Source organism: Nonomuraea sp. NPDC049158 (assembly GCF_040648335.1).
Classification (GTDB): domain Bacteria; phylum Actinomycetota; class Actinomycetes; order Streptosporangiales; family Streptosporangiaceae; genus Nonomuraea.
On sequence record NZ_JBEZDM010000011.1, the window covers coordinates 149197 to 167043 of the forward strand.

Consider the following 17847-nt stretch of genomic DNA (forward strand, 5'->3'; position numbering starts at 1 on the left):
ACCCACACGTTTTCGTGCTCGATCGCGAGGGGAAACCGTTGCAGCCCTGCCGACCTGGCCGGGCCCGGCAGTTCCTCAAGGCGGGCCGGGCGGTGGTGGTCCGGCACACCCCGTTCGTCATCCGCCTGATCGACCGCACGCTGGCCGACTCCACGGTGCACGGCGTCGAGGTCGGCCTCGACCCCGGCTCCAGGCACACCGGCATCGCCGTCTTCACCGCACGCGACGCAACCCGTACCGGGAAGTACAGCATTCAACTCGACCACCGGGGCGCGGCGATCCGCGACAAGCTCACCGCCCGCTCCACCTACCGGCGCGGCAGGAGGTCGCGCAACCTGCGCTACCGCGCTCCTCGATTCCTCAACCGCACCAGGCCCCAGGGCTGGCTCGCGCCATCCCTACGGCACCGCCTGGACACCACCATGTCGTGGGTGGCCCGGCTGAGGCGATGGGCACCCGTGCGCGCCATCCACATCGAACGCGTCGCCTTCGACACCCACGCCATCTCAGCGGGCAAACCGCTAGAAGGCATCGAATACCAGCAAGGGACACTGGCCGGATACGAGATCCGCCAATACCTCCTAGAGAAATGGGGCCGGACCTGCGCGTACTGCGGCATGGCGGGTACACCGTTGCAGATCGAGCACATCCACCCCAAAGCGCGCGGCGGCTCTGACCGGATCTCCAACCTGACGTTGGCGTGCGAGCCGTGCAACCAGGCAAAGAACACCACGCCCGCCGAAGAGTTCCTGCGAAGCAAGCCCACACTGCTGGCGCGCATCCTCCAGCAGGCTAAGGCCACGCTCCGGGACGCCGCGGCGGTCAACGCCACCCGCTGGGCGCTGTGGCGGGCGCTCACAGAGACGACTCTGCCCGTGACCACCAGTTCGGGCGGGCGTACCAAATGGAACCGCTCCCGCACGAACGCGCCGAAGTCCCACACCCTGGACGCCCTGCACGTCGGCGAACTCGCGCAGGTGACCGGGTGGCCGGGACGCGTCCTGGTGGTCCGGGCCACCGGACGCGGCAGCTACTGCCGAACCCGCACCGACCGGTACGGGTTCCCCCGCCTGCGACTTCCCCGCATCAAGCACATCCACGGGTTCGCCACCGGCGACCTCGTTCGCGCCACCGTCGCCAAAGGCAAGAACATCGGAGTCCACACCGGACGTGTCGCCGTCCGCACCACAGGCTCCTTCAACATCACCACCGCGACCGGCACCCGCCAAGGCATCAACCACAAACACATCCGCCTGCTCCAAAGAGCCGACGGTTGCAGCTACACCATGAGTGAGGAGAGCACCATTGAACGATGAACGTCAGGGCACGCTCAGGCCCTTTGCGGCCTTCCCGCTCCCGATTCCTCCCCGGCGTGAACGCCAAAGTATCCACGGAAGGTTCTGATGACCTTTTCCGTGCGCATCGCCGTACGCGGCTATGAGCTCGACACGCAGGGCCACGTCAACAGTGCCGTCTACCACCAGTACGGCGACCACGCTCGCTGGGAGTGCCTGCGCGCGGCGGGCATCTCGGTCGACGACATGCTGGGCTCGGGCATCGGCCCGGTGACCTTGGAGAACACCATCCGCTATCTCGGCGAGCTGCGTGGCGGCGATGAGGTGGAGGTGACGTGCGCGTTCCTGTGGGGTGAGGGGAAGACGTTCAGGATCGCGCAGGAGTTCAGGCACTCCGACGGGCGACTGGCGGCCGAGATGACCAGCGTGGGCGGGCTGCTCGATCTGGAGGCCCGCCGCCTGGTGGATGACCCGGCGGCCCACTGGCGCGCCCTGGCCGGCACCCCGGACGTGCTCGGGCTGTAGACGCTCAAGCTCTCTAGAAACGGTAGTGGAGTACGACGTTGCCCCGGCGGGAAAGGGCCGTGCTCGGTGCGCCCAGGCGGGTCCACCAGCGAAGGACCGGCGGGAACCGGGCGACCTCGGGCTCCCGGGTGCACAGGATCTCCCTGACCAGCTTCAGCTTGGGGTGCCAGCGTTCGGCGTCCCGGGGATCGTCGAGGCCGGGGAATTTGGTGACGCCCCTGACGGCTTTGGTGGCGGCCATGGGAATGTGCTGCTGGGCCCAGACGTGGAAGCTGCCGTAGCCGTTGAAGGCTATCTCCCCGCTGGGGAAGTGGCCGATGAGGCGGTTCACCAAGGAGATCATCTCCTCCATGGAGAGGAACGCGATCACGCCGTCGGCGACGATCACCGCGGGCCGGTCGGTGGGCAGGGTGTCCAGCCACGCGGGGTCGGTCAGGTCGGCAGCGATGCCATGAGGGGTGGCGCGGGCGGGCAGGAGTTGCCGCCGGGCGGCCATGACCTCGGGGAAGTCGATGTCGTACCAGTCGGCGGTGGGTGGCGGGGAGATGCGCAGCACCCGGCTGTCCAGGCCGGCTCCGAGGTCGAGGCCGACCCCGTCGGGGTGGCGGGCGAAGAACCGTTCGGCCACCTCGTCCAGTTTCTTGGCCCGGTGCGCGATGTTGATCGCGGCGCTCGGAATGAGGCCGAACCTCTTGTAGTCATAGCCGACCTCGCGGACGATCTCGTCGGCCATCTCGTCGCCGAGGATGGGGCGGGGCAAGCGGTTGTCGAGGGCCCGGCCGCACAGCGTCAGCCACAGGGTCTCCTGTAGCGGTGTGAGAGCCGGAAGGGTATCTGGGGGCATGGGTCGTCAGTCCTCTTCTCATCGAGTATCGGTCGGTGCGTCTTCTGATCGGTTGTCGGCCAGACCGTCTTTCAAGGTGTCGGCCGGACTGTCTTCCAAGGTGTCCGCCGGGCCCTCTTCCAAGGTGTCGTTCGGTGCGCCTGCCCAGCGGGGGTCGGTCAGTGCGTCACGGGCCGCCATCAGCAGGGAGTCGTCGGCGTACAAGCCGTGCGTGTACACCTCGAGCGTCGGCAACGCGAGCCGCCGCAGGGCCTCCGGGCCGAAGGCCGCGTAGCCGAGGGCGCGCGCCAGCGACGGCGCCATCGTGAGCGTGGCGAGGCTGGTCAGCACGCTGAACACGGCCAGCGCCCGCACGTCCGACGACGGGCGCATGGAGCCGTCGGCGATCCCGGATCGCAGGGTCGCCTCCGTCTCCTCCACCATCGTGGTCACGAACGTGGCACCGGCGGGCGAGTCGTCCTCGATGGCGCGGCCCATGTACTGCACGTACAGGTGGTACTCCGCCGGGTCTGCCAGGTATTCGTTCGCCAAATCCCGCAGGCCGGCGCGTCCCTTGCGGGCCAGCGTCCGCAGCACGTGCTCGTCGCAGAGGGCACGCAGCTTGTCCTTGCTGCCGTAGTGGTGGATGACCAGCGCGGCGCTCACTCCCGCCGTGGCGGCGACGGCCCGCAAATTGGTCTTCTGGAAGCCGTCGCGGGCGAAATGGGCGATGGCCGCGTTGCGGATCTTGGCCTGGGCGGTCAGATCAGAAGACGCTGAACACATGTTTAGTAATATAAACAGCCGTTCAGCCAGCGCGCAAGCGGACATGCGAAAGCCCCGCACCTACAAACGACACTGTCGGCGAAGTAGACCAAACAGAAACGGCCCCGTGATCACAGAAGCGATCACGGGGCCTTTCCCGAGTCCGCGCAGTCCGCCGCTCTAGTCGGGAGGGGTGGGCTTGGCGTTGCTCCAGCCCGAGTCCAAGACCGCCCGGTAGTACAGCGTCCTGCCGGGAACCTGCCACTTCTGGCTTTTGGGGCCTGGTTCAAGCTGGATGTCACGGCTGCCCAGGACCTTGCCGGTCTTCTGGTCGAAGAGCACCTCCCGCTGGATCTTCCCACGATCATCGGTGCCGTCGAGCGGGGCCGCGAGGCCGACCGCCGAGCGGCCGAGCGGATCCGTGACAGCGCCTAGCTGCCGCACGCCCGGATAGTCGGTGATCAGGCGCATGAGACCGGCTCGCACCTTGGGCGGCACGGGCGTATCTACGAGGGCGAAGAAGACCCGGACGAGCACCCCTGTAGGGCCGTTGCAGCGCCTCGGCGCTCCAGACCCGCCCGCTATGAACTTGACCGAGCCTTCGCACAGCAGCTTGCGCAGCTCTCCGGGGTCGGTAGGCAGCTCTTGGAGCTCCTGATAGGTGAACTGGCCGACGCCGCTGATGAGGAATGTGCCGCCGCCCTGGTCGTTCGGATGTTCCTCCTGCCAGGCACCCGATTTCGTCCTGACGGTCCTCCTCGCGCCCGACGAGCCCACCGTCCAGCTCGAAGGGGAACCCGCCGCGCGCCAGGCATCGGCGTCGGCGCTGGTCTGGGGCTTACCCGCGAAGTCGCGGCCGTAGAAGGACTCGCCGTCGCCACGGGCGCGACCCGTCCATCTGAGGATCTCGCGGCGCTCCTCCACGACGTACCCGCCGGTCCTGCCGAGCGCGAGCGTCACGAAGGCGGAGCGCTGGTGGGTGTACCAGTAGCGGCCCTGCTGTTGCAGCTCCGCCTGAGAGGCGGCGGCCAGCATCATGTCGCGAGGCGACAGAGCATGAGGCATAGCCTGCACGCCTGTCCGCGGTCGTGCGGGATCGTCGTGGGCGAGTGTCATACCCGCTGCCACGGCCGCGGCCGTGGCAGCGGCTACCAAGCCGAGCGGCATACGCCACGTACGGCGAGAGCGCGGCCGTACGGTGTCGCCCTGGCTGAGCATCTGGCGACGGGCGGCCGCCGCGGCCTCTGCGGAAGGCGGGGCCGGATCGTCGTACACCCCACGTACGAGATGCAGCTCGTTCATCGACGTGTCTCCTCCTCGTCAAACAGTGGATTCGTTCCGCCCAACGCCTTGCGTAGCTTCTTGCGAGCCCGGTTGAGCCGCGAGGAGACCGTGCCGAAGGGCACGTCCAGAGCCTGCGCCACCTCGTCGTAGCTCAGCCCCGAGAGCGCCACCAGCAGCAGCACGTCACGCTGGTCCGCGGGCAGGGCGGCGATGGCCCTGGCCAGCGTGCCTTTGACGGCTTGCGCGCTCACCTTCGCCGTCACCTCGTCCTCGTGACCTCGGGCCGAGTTCGCCTCCGGATGCAGCCGATCCACGGCACGAAGGAGGCGCACCTCGTCGCGGCGGTGCCGGCTGATGAGGTTGGTCGCGATGCCATAGAGCCAGGGGCGGGCGCTGCGGCGGCTCATGTCGTAGCGGCGACGCTGCCGGAAGGCGAGGGCGAACGTCTCAGCGCAGACGTCGTCGGCGGCGTGCGGGCCGAGTCGGCGGGAGACGTACCGGTGGAGCTCCCCGTAGTGCGCGTCGAAGACGGCGCCGAAACGCTCTGGCTCGTCCCAGGACCGTTCGATCACCACGGCGTCGTCCTGCGACGGTGAGGCAACGTCCCGAGGATCGGCCAGGTGTGGCTCATTCATGCATGTGACTCATTCATTCAAAGCCTTAAGGTCGGCGGGACATCGGTCACCCGTTGTTGTCCGAAGGCCGCCTTCGCCTTCCCCTGAATTTCGGCGCGCCAGCTGGGGAGCAGTCCCAGCGTGGACCCGTCCCATAGGCCGCAGCGCGTGGGTGCTCCGTTGGAAGGCTCTCCGGCTATTTGGCCGGAACAGACCGCCGATGACCTCGCCAGCCGCGTACCAGCGCCTCGCCGGCTCCCAAGCCATGATCTACCAACACATCCTGGCGAGCGCCTGGGCTTTCCTGGAGCCTCACCGCCTACTCGGCGATCTTGCCGCCAAGGTCAGTCCAATCAGCCGACCCGGCGAAGCGTTCTTGGGAAGGCGGTCCGAGCGCAGCGAGGCCCTTCAGGGGGCGGGCGTCAGCCCGCCTGGGAAGACGTCCGGAGCGAAGCGGAGGGCCTTTGTGGGCGGGCGGGCATCAGACGGCCAACCACCGAATCGGGTAACGGGCGGGAGCAAGAACGCCCGGAGCCAAGCGAAGGCCCGTTGTGGAGCGCTCAGGCCGTACATGGGAAAGCCCCGCACCTACGAACGGGTGCGGGGCTTCCGAAAGGCTACTTCTTGGCCTTGTCGGCGCTCGAGTCGGTCGACAGCGCCGCGACGAACGCCTCCTGCGGCACCTCGACCCGCCCGACCATCTTCATCCGCTTCTTGCCTTCCTTCTGCTTCTCCAGCAGCTTGCGCTTACGCGTGATGTCGCCGCCGTAGCACTTGGCGAGGACGTCCTTGCGGATGGCGCGGATGTTCTCGCGGGCGATGACGCGGGCGCCGATGGCCGCCTGGATCGGCACCTCGAACTGCTGCCTGGGGATCAGCTCGCGCAGCTTCTTGGCCATGTCGACGCCATAGGCGTAGGCCTTGTCCTTGTGCACGATGGCGCTGAAGGCGTCGACGGCCTCGCCCTGGAGCAGGATGTCGACCTTGACCAGCTCCGACTCCTGCTCCCCGTCGGGCTCGTAGTCGAGCGAGGCATAGCCTCGGGTGCGCGACTTGAGCTGGTCGAAGAAGTCGAAGATGATCTCGCCGAGCGGCAGCGTGTAGCGGATCTCGACCCGGTCTTCCGACAGGTAGTCCATGCCGCGGAGCTGGCCGCGCCGTCCCTGGCAGATCTCCATGATCACGCCGATGAACTCGGCGGGGGCCAGGATGGTCGACTTGGTCACCGGCTCGAAGACCTGCGAGATCTTGCCGCCGGTGGGGAACTCCGACGGGTTGGTGACGGTCAGCTCGGAGCCGTCCTCCATGACCACCCGGTAGACGACGTTGGGCGCGGTGGAGATCAGCGACAGGCCGAACTCGCGCTCCAGCCGTTCGCGGACGATCTCCATGTGGAGCAGGCCGAGGAAGCCGACGCGGAAGCCGAAGCCGAGCGCGGCCGAGGTCTCCGGCTCGTAGATCAGCGCGGCGTCGTTGAGCTGGAGCTTGTCGAGGGCTTCGCGCAGCTCGGGATATTGGTCGCCGTCGATGGGGTAGAGGCCGGAGAACACCATCGGCTTGGGGTGGTCGTAGCCGGCCAGCATCTCGGTGGCGCCCTTGGCGACCGAGGTGACGGTGTCACCGACGCGCGACTGGCGCACGTCCTTGACGCCGGTGATCAGGTAGCCCACCTCGCCGACGCCCAGCCCCAGCTCCGACACCTTGGGCTCGGGCGAGATGACGCCGATCTCCAGGGTCTCGTGGGCGGCCTGGGTCGACATCATCAGGATGCGCTCGCGCTTGCCCAGGTGGCCGTCGAAGACCCGGACATAGGTGACGACGCCCCGGTAGGTGTCGTAGACCGAGTCGAAGATCAGCGCGCGGGCGGGCTCGTCGGCCTCGCCCACCGGCGCGGGGACGGTCTGCACCACGTGGTCGAGCAGCTCGCGTACGCCCACGCCGGTCTTCCCCGAGACCTTGAGCACGTCGGACGGGTCGCAGCCGATCAGGCCCGCGAGCTCCTCGGCGAACTTCTCCGGCTGCGCGGCGGGCAGGTCGATCTTGTTGAGCACCGGAATGATGTGCAGGTCGTTGTTCATGGCCAGGTAGAGGTTGGCCAGCGTCTGCGCCTCGATGCCCTGGGCGGCGTCGACCAGCAGGATCGCGCCCTCGCACGCCTGCAGCGACCGGGACACCTCGTAGGTGAAGTCGACGTGGCCCGGTGTGTCGATCATGTTGAGGACGTGGCCGTCCCAGGGCAGCCGCACGGCCTGCGACTTGATCGTGATGCCGCGCTCCCGCTCGATGTCCATCCTGTCGAGGTATTGGGCGCGCATGGAGCGGTCGTCGACCACGCCGGTGATCTGCAGCATCCGATCGGCAAGGGTCGACTTGCCGTGGTCGATATGCGCGATGATGCAGAAGTTGCGGATCAACGCGGGGTCGGTCTGGCCAGGCTGAGTGCGCACCGAAGTCCGTTTCGACAGGGTTGAGGTCAAGCGTCTTTCATGGTGACATGCCCGGGTGATTGCCCGAACCGCCATTCGCCGTGGCCTGCGCCTTGTCGCGCTGGCCCTGGCCATCGTCGTCGCGCTGCTCGGCCTCCTCGCCGGCGCGCTCCGCCTTCAGTTTACCGGTGCCCCGGCGGCCTGGGCGAAGAGCACGGGTAACGACGCTCTCTGGCTCGGCCACGCCTGGGTCGACGGCCGCCGTACGGAGAAGGATGTGGAGCGGCTGGCGGTACGCCTGCGCGCCACGGGCATCAAGGATCTGTACGTCCACGCGGGCCCGTTCGACAAGGACGGCCAGCTAAATACCGATAAATACCCCAACGCCAGAAATTTCGTTCAATGGGGGCGGCAGTACCTCCCCGGCGTCCGCATCTCCGCCTGGCTCGGCCAGAAGGTCGACGGCTTCCTCGACCTCGACGACGCCAAGTCCCGTGAGAACGTCCTGGCCGGAGTCGCCGCCATCATGCAGACCGGCTTCGACGGCATCCACTACAACTTCGAGCCGATCGGTGACGGCGACCGCGAGTTCCTCGACCTCCTCGACAGAACCCGCCAGTACACCAAGCTGCTGTCGATCTCGACACCCCAGATCGAGCCGTACCCCCTCATCCGCCTGCCCGCCCGCGCGGTCCTCGGCCACGACAAGTACTGGTCGAGCGGCTACTTCAAGGAGGCCGCCGCCCGCGTCGACCAGGTGGCCATCATGACGTACGACTCCTTGACCCCCCTGCAGTCCCTTTACGGGGGCTATGTCGTACGGCAGGCCACGCTCGCCCTCGACCTGGTCCCGGACACCAAGCTCGTCCTCGTGGGCGCCCCCGCCTACCACGACCACGGCGTCGGGTGGAGCGACGCCGCCGAGAGCGTCGCCATGGCCGCCCAGGGCGCCAAGCTGGCCCTGACGGAGCATGGCAGGCGGGAGCGGTTCGGCCTGGCCCTGTACGTCGATTTCGCCGCGACGGAGGAGGATTGGCGCGAATACACCACCGAGTGGCTCTCCTGAGGCCGTACACTGGTCTGAGACTCCAATTCCCAGGGTGTTGATTTGAGCTGCCCTCTGGGTTATTGGTAACCTGTTCAACTGCGTGTGGCGCGCCCCTCTCACGAGCCCGCGCGCCCCATCCATCACTCAGACTTTACCGAGGCTTCTTCGTGGCGAACATCAAGTCCCAGATCAAGCGCAACAAGCAGAACGAGAAGGCTCGCCTGCGCAACAAGGCGGTCAAGTCCTCGCTGAAGACGGCCGTGCGCAAGTTCCGCGAGGCCGCCGAGCAGGGCGACGCCCAGCAGGCCGCCGAGCTGCAGCGGGCCGCCGCCCGTCAGCTCGACAAGGCCGTCAGCAAGGGCGTCATCCACAAGAACCAGGCCGCCAACCGCAAGTCGGCGATCGCCAAGCAGGCCGCCAGCCTGGCAGCCAAGTAAGGCCCAGCCCGGCTCGACCAAAGAGCAGGGCGCCAGAGCGCCGCACCGCCGTCAAGGGGTGCGGCGTTTTTTGTGTCACGATTTCGATATCACACCGCCGCATCAGGTCTGTCACCGTTGCGAAGATCACCTTGCCCTCCCCCAGCGGAATGCCCAAAGGTTCACTAAACGGGGCAAGGGGGGCACATGCGGGGGCCGTTGGTCGTCAAACGGGCGTTCAGCGAGCCGCTGCTGTTGCTGGCCGCGTTCGGGTCGATCCTGCTGGCCACCACGACTCTGGTCGCGCTGACCATGTACGCCTCCACCATCGCCGAGGTGGGTGTGCGCCGCACGATGGAGACCGCGCCGCTGGGCCAGGTGGCCGCGACCATCGCCGCGCCGGTCACCGGCGAGACGTTCCCGGCGCTCGACCGGGCGATCCGCGCCGAGCTCGCCAGGGCCTACGCGGGCGCGCCCGCCGCCATCACGACCGCCTTCCGCTCCGACTCCTACGTCCGGCCGGGCCAGGAGAGCCGTAAGACGCCCGAACTGCTCAGGTTCGGCAGCTATGACGGCCTCGACACCCACGCCAAGCTGGTCTCCGGCACCTGGCCGAGCGCCACCGAATCCACGATGGTCGAGGCCGCGATCTCCCTGTCGGCGGCCTCGGCGACCGGTGTCAAAGCGGGTCAGGAGATCACCACCGAGGGCCGCCTCGACCACAAGGCGGTCACCGTCCGCATCACCGGCGTCTTCCAGCTCAACGACCCGTTCGGCGACCGCTGGACCGGTGAGCAGCTGCTCACCAGGGGCGTCGAGACCGGCGAGTTCACCACCTACGGCCCGCTGATGGTCTCCCGCGAGACGTTCCTGAGCCGCTTCGCCACGAACGTCAACGCCACCTGGACCGCCGTCCCCGACCTGCGCGCGCTGTCGCCGGAGCAGCTGCGGCCGTTCGCCGGCCGGGTGGCCGAGCTGCGCGACCGGCTCCGCGCGAACGGCTGCCCGAGCTGCACCGCCACCAGCCGCCTGCCGGAGATGCTCGCCCAGCTCGGCACCGCCGCCCTGGTCGCCCGCTCCACCATGCTGATCCCGGTCCTGCAGTTGCTGCTGCTGGCCGCGTACGCGCTCATGCTCACCGCCCGCCTGCTCGCCGACCACCGCCGCATGGAGGTGGCGCTGCTGCGCTCGCGCGGCGCGGGCACGCTGCGGCTGACCGCGCTGGCGGGCGGCGAGGCGCTGCTGGTGGCCGTCCCGTGCGCGATCATCGCGCCCTTCCTCGGCCCGCCGCTGTTGACCCTGGTCAACGCGCTGCCCTGGATCAGGGCATCCGGGGTACAGCTGACGCCCTCGCCCGACCTGGGCACCTTCGCGGTCTCGATCGGCGTGGCCCTGGCCTCGGCCGTACTCCTCATGCTCCCGGCCTTCGCGGGCGCCCGGCGTACCTACGTGGAGGAGCAGTCGGCGCGCGGCCGCGGCGGCGGGCGCGGGCTGATCGAGCGGGCCGGAGCGGACCTGGCGCTGCTGGTGGTCGCGGGGCTGGCCATCTGGCAGCTGCGGCGCTACGGCGCGCCCGTCACCGCGACCGCCGCCGGTGACCTCGGCATCGACCCGCTCATCGTCTCGGGCCCGGCCCTGGCGCTGCTCACCGGCGGCATGCTGGGCCTGCGCCTGGTGCCCCGCGTCTCGAAGCTGGCCGAGCGGATCACCACCAGGCGGCCCACGCTCGCCCCGGCGCTCGGCGTCTGGCAGGTCAGCCGGCGGCCCCTCAAGTACGCGGGGCCCGCGCTGCTGCTGACCATGGCCATCGCGATCGGCATCGTGTCCATGGCCACGGCCGCCACCTGGCGCGGTTCCCAGCAGGACCAGGCCCGTCATCAGGCCGGGGCTGACCTGCGGATCTCCGGGCCGCCGGACGGTCCCGAGCTGGGCACGTTCGGGCGCGGCACCGCGTTCGCCGCGCTGCCGGGCGTCACGACGGCCTCGCCCGCCTTCCGCGGCCCGGTCCAGCTCAGCGGCGAGGGCGCGGTCCTGCTCGGACTCGACGCCGGCAAGCTCGACCGGCTCTTCCATCTGCGGCCCGACCTGTCGGCGCGATCGATCGCGGAGATGGCGCGGGCGCTCGGCTCGGGCCGGCCGCGAGGCGCCCCGATGGAGCTGCCGGGCCGGCCCACGACGCTCACGTTGCGGGCCCGCGCCGACGCCGCGGTGGCGCTGCGGATCATGGTCTCGGACGCGCTCGGCGTCTGGCGCGAGCTGTCCCTGGGCCTGCTCCATCCGGGCGACAACCAGATCGACCTCGACCTCTCGGAGATCGCCGGGCGGACCGGGAAGATCGCCTACCCGCTGTCGGTCCGCGGCCTGGTCGCCAGTCCGCCCGAGAGCGGCAGCGCGCAGGTCACGGTGACCGGCCTGAGCGCGAATCGCCCGATCTCCCTCAAGGCGAGCGGATCACAGCCGGTCGCGGTCGCCTTCGGCGAGTTGTCCGGCCCGCTGCCGGTGGTGCTCACCACCGATCTGGCCGCCTCGCTCAAGCTCTCGGCGGGCCAGGTGGGCCGGGTCAACCTGGATCGGCGGATCGTCGAGGTCAAGGTCGCGGGCCTGGTCGACCGGATGCCGACGACCGCCGCGGACCAGCCCGCCGTACTGGCCGACTGGGCCACCCTGCAGGCGTACGGCCTGGCGGCGGGAGAGATCCCCAGACCGGCCACCGAATGGTGGCTCGCCGCCGAGGGCGGTGACACCGGGCCCGCGCTCGCGGCGCTGAAGAAGCGGCCGGAGTGGGACGCCACCGCGGTCGACCAACGCGAGCTCACCGAGCGGCTGCGAGACGACCCACTGGCCAGCGGGCTGCAGGGGGCGCTGATCCTGGGCTTCGCGGCGGCGCTGGCGTTCGCGGCGCTCGGCTTCGTGGTGAACGCCACCGTCGCGGCGCGGGAGCGGATGGCCGAGTTCACGATCCTGCGGGCGCTCGGGGTGAGCCACCGGCAGGTGTTCGGGCTGCTTGCGGTCGAACAGGCGTTCGTCATCGGGCTGTCGCTGGTGGCGGGCACGGCGCTGGCGGTTGTCGTGGGCGTCCTGGTCGTGCCGCACATCGTGCTCACCGGGCAGGCCGCGGCCGTCACGCCGGACGTGCTGCTCGACATCCCGTGGGCGGCGACCGCGGCCATGCTGGCGCTGGTGGCCGCGGTGCTGCTCGGCATCGTCGCCGCACTGGCCCGTAACCTGCGTGGTCAGCGTCAGGAGGACTTGTGAGGATCCTGCGCCTGGCCCAGGTGTATCTGGGCGCGATGGCCATGCTGTCCCTGCTGACGTTGAGCGCCTGCCTGCTCGTGGCGGGGCTGCCGCGGGTGCTGCAGGGCTCGTACGACGAAGCGCTTCACCGGGCTCTCCAGGACGCGCCCGCGCAGCAGGCCGACCTGACCGTACAGACCAGGACGCGCGGAGGGCCGGACGACCTGCACGAGCCCGGCCAGTTCGCCTCCAGGGACGCCCGGCTCCGCTCGCTCGTGCCGCCGCAGTTGCGACCGCTCGTCTCGGCCTCCGGCCAGATGAGTGCCAAGACGTACGACACGCCGGTCCACCTGTCGGGCGGGCAGACCTACATCAACCTCGCCTGGCTGTCGGACAGCGAGCGGCGGGTCGAGTGGGTCGACGGCCGGGCGCCGGGCAAGCCGACGACCATGCGCTGGAGCGGGACGGAGATCCCGCTGTTCGAGGTGGGCATCGTGGAGGAGGCCCGCACCACGATGCCGCTGAAGATCGGCGACGTGCGGATCCTCGGTGAGAGCGACTACGCCGCCGTCAAGATCGTGGGCGTGTTCAGGGCGAAGGACCCCGGCGCCCGCTACTGGAGCCACGACACCGACGTCCTGCACGTCACGCAGGTCCAGCCGCCCGGCAAGCTGGAGCTGGAGCGGCGCACGACCGCGCTGATCCCGGCCGCCGGCCTGGCCGCCCTGAGCGGCGCCGACCGCAACCTGATCTACAGCTGGGTCCTGCCGGTCGATCCCACCGCGGCCGCCTCTCTCGACCTGCCCGACCTGCGTGCCGCCATCGAGGACTACGGGCACGTGGTCACCCTGCAACCGGCGGGCGCCGACAGCCAGTACCGGCTGGAGACGGAGCTGCCGGGGCTGCTGGACACGTTCGGGACCGCGCTGGGCACCGCGCAGACGGTGATGTTCCTGGTGCTCGGTGGCCTGCTGGTCGTGGCGCTGGGCGTGCTCGTGCTGGCCGTGCAACTGCTGGCCGAGCGGATCGATCACCCGCTCGCGCTGGCGCGGGCGCGTGGCGGATCGCTGCGGCAGGTGGCGGGTACCGGTGCGGCGCTCGTGGCGCTCGCGGTGGTGCCCGCCGCGCTGGCCGGGTGGGGGCTGGCCTTCCTGGTGCCGGGGCCGGTGCCGTGGATCGTCCACGCGGGGCCCGCCCTCGTGCCCCTCACCGCCGTCGGCTACGCGGCCGCGCGGCCGGCCGTGACGCACCGCACGCCCCTGCACGAGCGCCGCGACGACGTGGTCGCCACCCGCCCGTCGGCCCGGCGGATCACCCTGGAGGTGCTGGTCGTCGCTCTGGCGCTGGCCGGCGCGTACCTGCTGCGCACCCGCGGTCTGACGACCGGCGGCCAGGACCCGTTCCTGCTGCTCGTACCGGTCGCGCTGACGGTCGCCGCCGCGCTGATCACCATCCGCTGCTATCCCCTCCCCCTCAAGCTGCTCGTACGCCTGACAGCGCGCGGCCGCCTCGCCGTGCCCTTCCTGGGCCTGACCAGGGCGGCCCGGGCCAGATCCGCCAGCGTGCTGCCGGTGCTGATCCTGCTGCCCGCGCTGGCCGTGTCGGTGTTCGGGGCGGTGATCTCCGGCGGGCTGTCCACCACGCAGCGCCTGGCGTCCTGGCAGAGCGTCGGCGCGCCGATCAAGCTGACCTCACCCGTGGAGCTGCCGCCCGACGCCATCGAGCGGGTGCGCAAGGTGCCCGGCGTACGGCTGCTCGTACCCGCGCAGACCGCCACCGCGCAGATCGGCTACGGCGGCGAGCGGGCCGAGGTCATCGCCGTCGACGTGGCCCAATGGCGGCGGCTGCTGGACGGCGCGCCGATCAACGTGCCCCTCACCGCCTCGGGAGCCTCAGGGATCCCGGTGCTGGTCTCCCAGGAGTTGCGCGGACGCGGCACGTTCGAGATCGCCTGGTACGAGCGGATGAAGGTCACCACGGCCGGCGAGATCGCCTCACTGCCCGGCTTCTACCCCCGTGGCAAGTTCATCGTGCTGCCCTTCGCGACGAACAAGCGGCCCGGCGTCAACACCCTGCTGATCAAGGGCGAGGCGGATCACGCGGCGCTGCTGGCGGCCACCGGACAGCCCAAGGCCGAGCTGACCTCGCAGGAACAGGCCCTCGCCGCGATCGAGGACGATCCGATGACCGGCACCGTCCAGAACATCCTGCTCATCACCACCGTCGCCCTGGCGATTTACGCGCTCATCGCCGTGCTGGTGACGCTGGTGATCGGCGCGGCCGACCGGGCCAGGGCGCTGTCGTTCCTGCGCACGCTGGGGCTGTCGGACCGGCAGGCGCGGGGCCTGACCGTGCTGGAGATCCTCCCGCTGATCCTCATCACCTCACTCGCCGGGCTCGCGCTCGGCCTCGGCCTGCCCGCGGCGCTCGGGCCCGGCATCGACCTGTCCGCCTACGCCGGTGACCTGGCCGTCGGCGACTACTCCGCCGATCCGGTCATGCCGGTCGTCCTGGCGACCGGGCTGGCCGCCGTCGCCGTGCTCGGCACCTACGCGCACACCGCCATCAGCCGCCGCCGCAGCCTCGGCGCCGTACTCCGAGTGGGTGACCTCACATGAGTCCAACGTTGTCCGAGCTGGAAGCCAAGGCCGCCGAGAAGAAGGCCGCGTTCGGCGGGGACACGCACATCGTGTGCGACAACCTGGTGCGCATCTACAAGACCGAGGGCGTCGAGGTGGTCGCCCTGCAGGGCCTCGACCTGCTCATCCAGGAGGGCGAACTGGTCGCCGTCGTCGGCGCCTCCGGGTCGGGCAAGTCGACGCTCCTGAACGTGCTGTCCGGCCTGGACGTGCCCACGGCGGGCGTGGCCAGGGTGGCGGGCATGGACCTGCTGTCGATGACCGCGAAGGACCGGCTGCGCTACCGGCGCGACATCGTCGGGTTCGTCTGGCAGCAGACCGCGCGCAACCTGCTCCCCTACCTCACCGCGCGTGAGAACGTCGAGCTGCCGATGAAGCTGGCCGGTAAGGCCCGCCGGGGACGCGCCGCCGAACTGCTGGACCTGATGGGCGTCGCCTCCTGCGCGGACCGCAAGGTGCCCGAGATGTCCGGCGGCGAGCAGCAGCGGGTCGCCATCGCCGTCGCCCTGGCCAACTCCCCGCAGCTCGTCCTGGCCGACGAACCCACCGGTGAGCTGGACAGCGAGACCTCGGAGGAGGTGTTCGGGGCGCTGCGCAAGGCCAACGGCGAGCTGGGCGTGACCGTGGTCATCGTGACCCACGACCCGCTGGTGTCGGAGCGCGTCGATCGTACGATCGGCATCCGCGACGGGCGGACCAGCAGCGAGACGCTCCGCCGCGAGGGCGTCGCCGAGGAGTACGCCGTGCTCGACCGCGTGGGACGGCTGCAGTTGCCCCGCGACTTCATGAACGCCCTGGACATGGAACGCCGGGTGCGCCTCGAGCTCGAATCCGACCACATCGGCGTGTGGCCGGCCCGAGAGGAGCCCTCCAATGAGCAGTGAGCCCCTGGTCGTCGTCGAGGGGGTGCGCAAGACCTATCGCACCGGGCCGAAGGAGGTCGTGGCGCTGCGCGAGGTGTCGTTCTCGGCCTACCCCGGCGAGCTGATCGCCATCCGCGGCCGGTCGGGGTCCGGCAAGACGACCCTGCTGAACCAGATCGGGGGGCTCGACCGGCCCGACGCCGGGCGCGTCGTCGTGGCGGGGGCCGAGGTGACCTCGATGTCCGAGGACGACCTGCTGGCGCTGCGCCGCGACGTGGTGGGGTTCGTGTTCCAGTCGTTCGGGCTGATCCCGGTGCTGTCGGCGGCCGAGAACGTCGGCGTGCCGATGCGGCTGGCCCGCACCCCGGTCGCGGAGCGGGAGGCGCGCGTGCGCGTGCTGCTGTCCCTCGTCGGGCTGGAACAGCACGTCAACCAGCGGCCGTACGAGCTGTCGGGCGGCCAGCGGCAGCGGGTGGCGATCGCCAGGTCGCTGGCCAACCGGCCCCGGCTGCTGGTCGCCGACGAGCCCACCGGGCAGCTCGACTCGCAGACCGGGCGGCAGATCATGGAGCTGCTGCGCGCCCTGGTCCGCAGCGAGGGCGTCACCGCGCTCGTCGCCACCCACGACCCGAGCCTCATCACGCTGGCCGACCGGGTGCTGGAGATCAGCGACGGAGTTTTGCGGGAGGCCGCTCCCCTGGGGAGCCGGTCGCTGGAGGCTTGACGGACGAGATCGCGATCAGGTTCGCCACGGCCACGGCGACCGCTCCCGTCAGCAGCAGCCCGGTCATGCCCACGAGGCCCGCGAGCGGCGCCGCCACGGCCAGCCCGAACGGCCGCGACGCGAACGAGATGAGCTGATCGAAGGCCCGTACCCGGCCCAGCGCGCCCTCGGGGATCTCCTCGGCGACGACGGTCTCCCACAACGGGCTGAGCAGCCCGAGCCCGAACATCGCCACGAAGTACGCCGCCGCGATCACCACCACGTTCGCCGACACCGCCAGCGCCACCAACGGCAGCAGGTACAGCGCGGCGGCCACCTGGACGACGACCAGCGGCCGGCGGACGGGCAGCCTCGGCACCAGGAACACCCCCGCGACCAGGCCGACCGTGCCGCACTGCACGATGAGCACCCAGCTGGCCTCGCCGCCGAGGTGCTTGACCGCGGTCAGCGGGCCGAGGGTGAGGAACAACCCGGCCATGAAATGCCATACGCCGTGGCCGAGCACCGACTTGAGGAACCACGGCCGCGTCCTGACCTCGCGCCACCCCTCGGCCAGGTCCTTGGCGAAGGTGTTCCGGGCTGTCTCGGCCTGCTTGGCCGTACGGACTCCGCCGAGGGTCAGCGCCGAGCAGGCGAACAGCGCGGCGGTCAGCAGCGCCGCCCACCCCGGACCCGCCACCAGCACCACGCCGCCCGACAGGGCTGGCGCGAGCACGCTGGACGTGCTGGTGGCCACGCCGATGCGCGAGTTCACGCGCAGCCGCTCCGGGCCCGGCACCACGGCCGCGACCAGCCTCGGTACGGCCGGCATGCCGAACGCGATCGCCACCCCCGCCACCGCGGACAACACGGCCAGGTCGAGCACGCGGCCGACGCCCATCAGCAGCTCGATCCCGATGGCGGCCTGGGAGAGGCCGCGGACCAGGTCGGCCACCAGCGCCACCCGCTCGGGCCGGAACCGGTCGGCCAGCACCCCGCCGACCGGGAGGAGCAACAGGAGGGGGATCAATTCGCAGGCCAGTACGACGCCGAGGGCCTCGGCCGAGCCTGTGGTGCGGAGGACGGCCAGGGTGAGGGTGGTGGGGATCAAGGCGGTGGCCAAGGCGGAGATGGCTCGCCCGAGCAGAAGTCTCATGGGACGGGAGATTAATTCGCTGGCTAATGTTTCGTCAACTAAATACTTGCTGGCTT

Annotated in this window: 14 protein-coding genes; 8 read left to right on the plus strand and 6 right to left on the minus strand. The window is 70.1% G+C overall.

Translation table 11 applies throughout. The annotated features are described in order from the left end of the window. Positions 1 to 14: 14 nt before the first annotated feature. On the plus strand, positions 15 to 1316 hold the full coding sequence (iscB, locus tag AB0B61_RS24700) for an RNA-guided endonuclease IscB (protein ID WP_358435971.1): 1302 nt from the start codon (positions 15 to 17) through the stop codon (positions 1314 to 1316). Between the two features lie 87 nt (positions 1317 to 1403). Next, positions 1404 to 1820, plus strand: coding sequence for an acyl-CoA thioesterase (locus AB0B61_RS24705; RefSeq protein WP_358435974.1), 417 nt, complete (start codon positions 1404 to 1406; stop codon positions 1818 to 1820). Positions 1821 to 1833: 13 nt separating this feature from the next. Here AB0B61_RS24705 and AB0B61_RS24710 read toward each other — a convergent pair whose 3' ends face one another. From AB0B61_RS24710 to lepA, 5 genes are all read right to left on the minus strand, one after another. Then, a complete protein-coding gene (locus AB0B61_RS24710; RefSeq protein WP_358435977.1) occupies positions 1834 to 2664 on the minus strand; it encodes a class I SAM-dependent methyltransferase in 831 nt (276 codons plus the stop codon). Between the two features lie 18 nt (positions 2665 to 2682). Continuing rightward, on the minus strand, positions 2683 to 3429 hold the full coding sequence (locus AB0B61_RS24715; protein ID WP_358435980.1) for a TetR family transcriptional regulator: 747 nt from the start codon (positions 3427 to 3429) through the stop codon (positions 2683 to 2685). A gap of 159 nt (positions 3430 to 3588) precedes the next feature. Further along, a complete protein-coding gene (locus AB0B61_RS24720) occupies positions 3589 to 4710 on the minus strand; it encodes a CU044_5270 family protein (RefSeq protein WP_358435982.1) in 1122 nt (373 codons plus the stop codon). After that, complete coding sequence (locus AB0B61_RS24725; protein WP_358435985.1) at positions 4707 to 5327, minus strand: RNA polymerase sigma factor; 621 nt, start codon at positions 5325 to 5327, stop codon at positions 4707 to 4709. The genes AB0B61_RS24720 and AB0B61_RS24725 overlap by 4 nt, the downstream gene beginning before the upstream one ends. Positions 5328 to 5923: 596 nt before the next feature. Beyond that, positions 5924 to 7753: a translation elongation factor 4 gene (gene lepA / locus AB0B61_RS24730; protein ID WP_358435988.1), complete on the minus strand. Its 1830-nt coding sequence runs from the start codon at positions 7751 to 7753 to the stop codon at positions 5924 to 5926. A 55-nt stretch (positions 7754 to 7808) separates the two neighbouring features. Here lepA and AB0B61_RS24735 point away from each other — a divergent pair, with 55 nt between their 5' ends. From AB0B61_RS24735 to AB0B61_RS24760, 6 genes are all read left to right on the plus strand, one after another. Next, positions 7809 to 8798: a hypothetical protein gene (locus tag AB0B61_RS24735; protein WP_358435991.1), complete on the plus strand. Its 990-nt coding sequence runs from the start codon at positions 7809 to 7811 to the stop codon at positions 8796 to 8798. 149 nt (positions 8799 to 8947) lie between these two features. After that, positions 8948 to 9217: a 30S ribosomal protein S20 gene (gene rpsT / locus AB0B61_RS24740; protein WP_219527587.1), complete on the plus strand. Its 270-nt coding sequence runs from the start codon at positions 8948 to 8950 to the stop codon at positions 9215 to 9217. A gap of 186 nt (positions 9218 to 9403) precedes the next feature. Continuing rightward, complete coding sequence (locus AB0B61_RS24745) at positions 9404 to 12451, plus strand: FtsX-like permease family protein (protein ID WP_358435993.1); 3048 nt, start codon at positions 9404 to 9406, stop codon at positions 12449 to 12451. After that, on the plus strand, positions 12448 to 15048 hold the full coding sequence (locus AB0B61_RS24750) for an FtsX-like permease family protein (protein ID WP_358435996.1): 2601 nt from the start codon (positions 12448 to 12450) through the stop codon (positions 15046 to 15048). Before AB0B61_RS24745 ends, AB0B61_RS24750 begins: the two co-directional genes overlap by 4 nt. Then, positions 15045 to 15953, plus strand: a complete 909-nt coding sequence (locus tag AB0B61_RS24755; RefSeq protein WP_358435999.1) for an ABC transporter ATP-binding protein — start codon at positions 15045 to 15047, stop codon at positions 15951 to 15953. Before AB0B61_RS24750 ends, AB0B61_RS24755 begins: the two co-directional genes overlap by 4 nt. Next, positions 15943 to 16656: an ABC transporter ATP-binding protein gene (locus tag AB0B61_RS24760; protein ID WP_358436002.1), complete on the plus strand. Its 714-nt coding sequence runs from the start codon at positions 15943 to 15945 to the stop codon at positions 16654 to 16656. The genes AB0B61_RS24755 and AB0B61_RS24760 overlap by 11 nt, the downstream gene beginning before the upstream one ends. Here the strand turns inward: AB0B61_RS24760 and AB0B61_RS24765 are convergent. Further along, positions 16598 to 17791, minus strand: coding sequence for an MFS transporter (locus AB0B61_RS24765; protein ID WP_358436005.1), 1194 nt, complete (start codon positions 17789 to 17791; stop codon positions 16598 to 16600). The genes AB0B61_RS24760 and AB0B61_RS24765 overlap by 59 nt on opposite strands. Between the last annotated feature and the right edge of the window lie 56 nt (positions 17792 to 17847).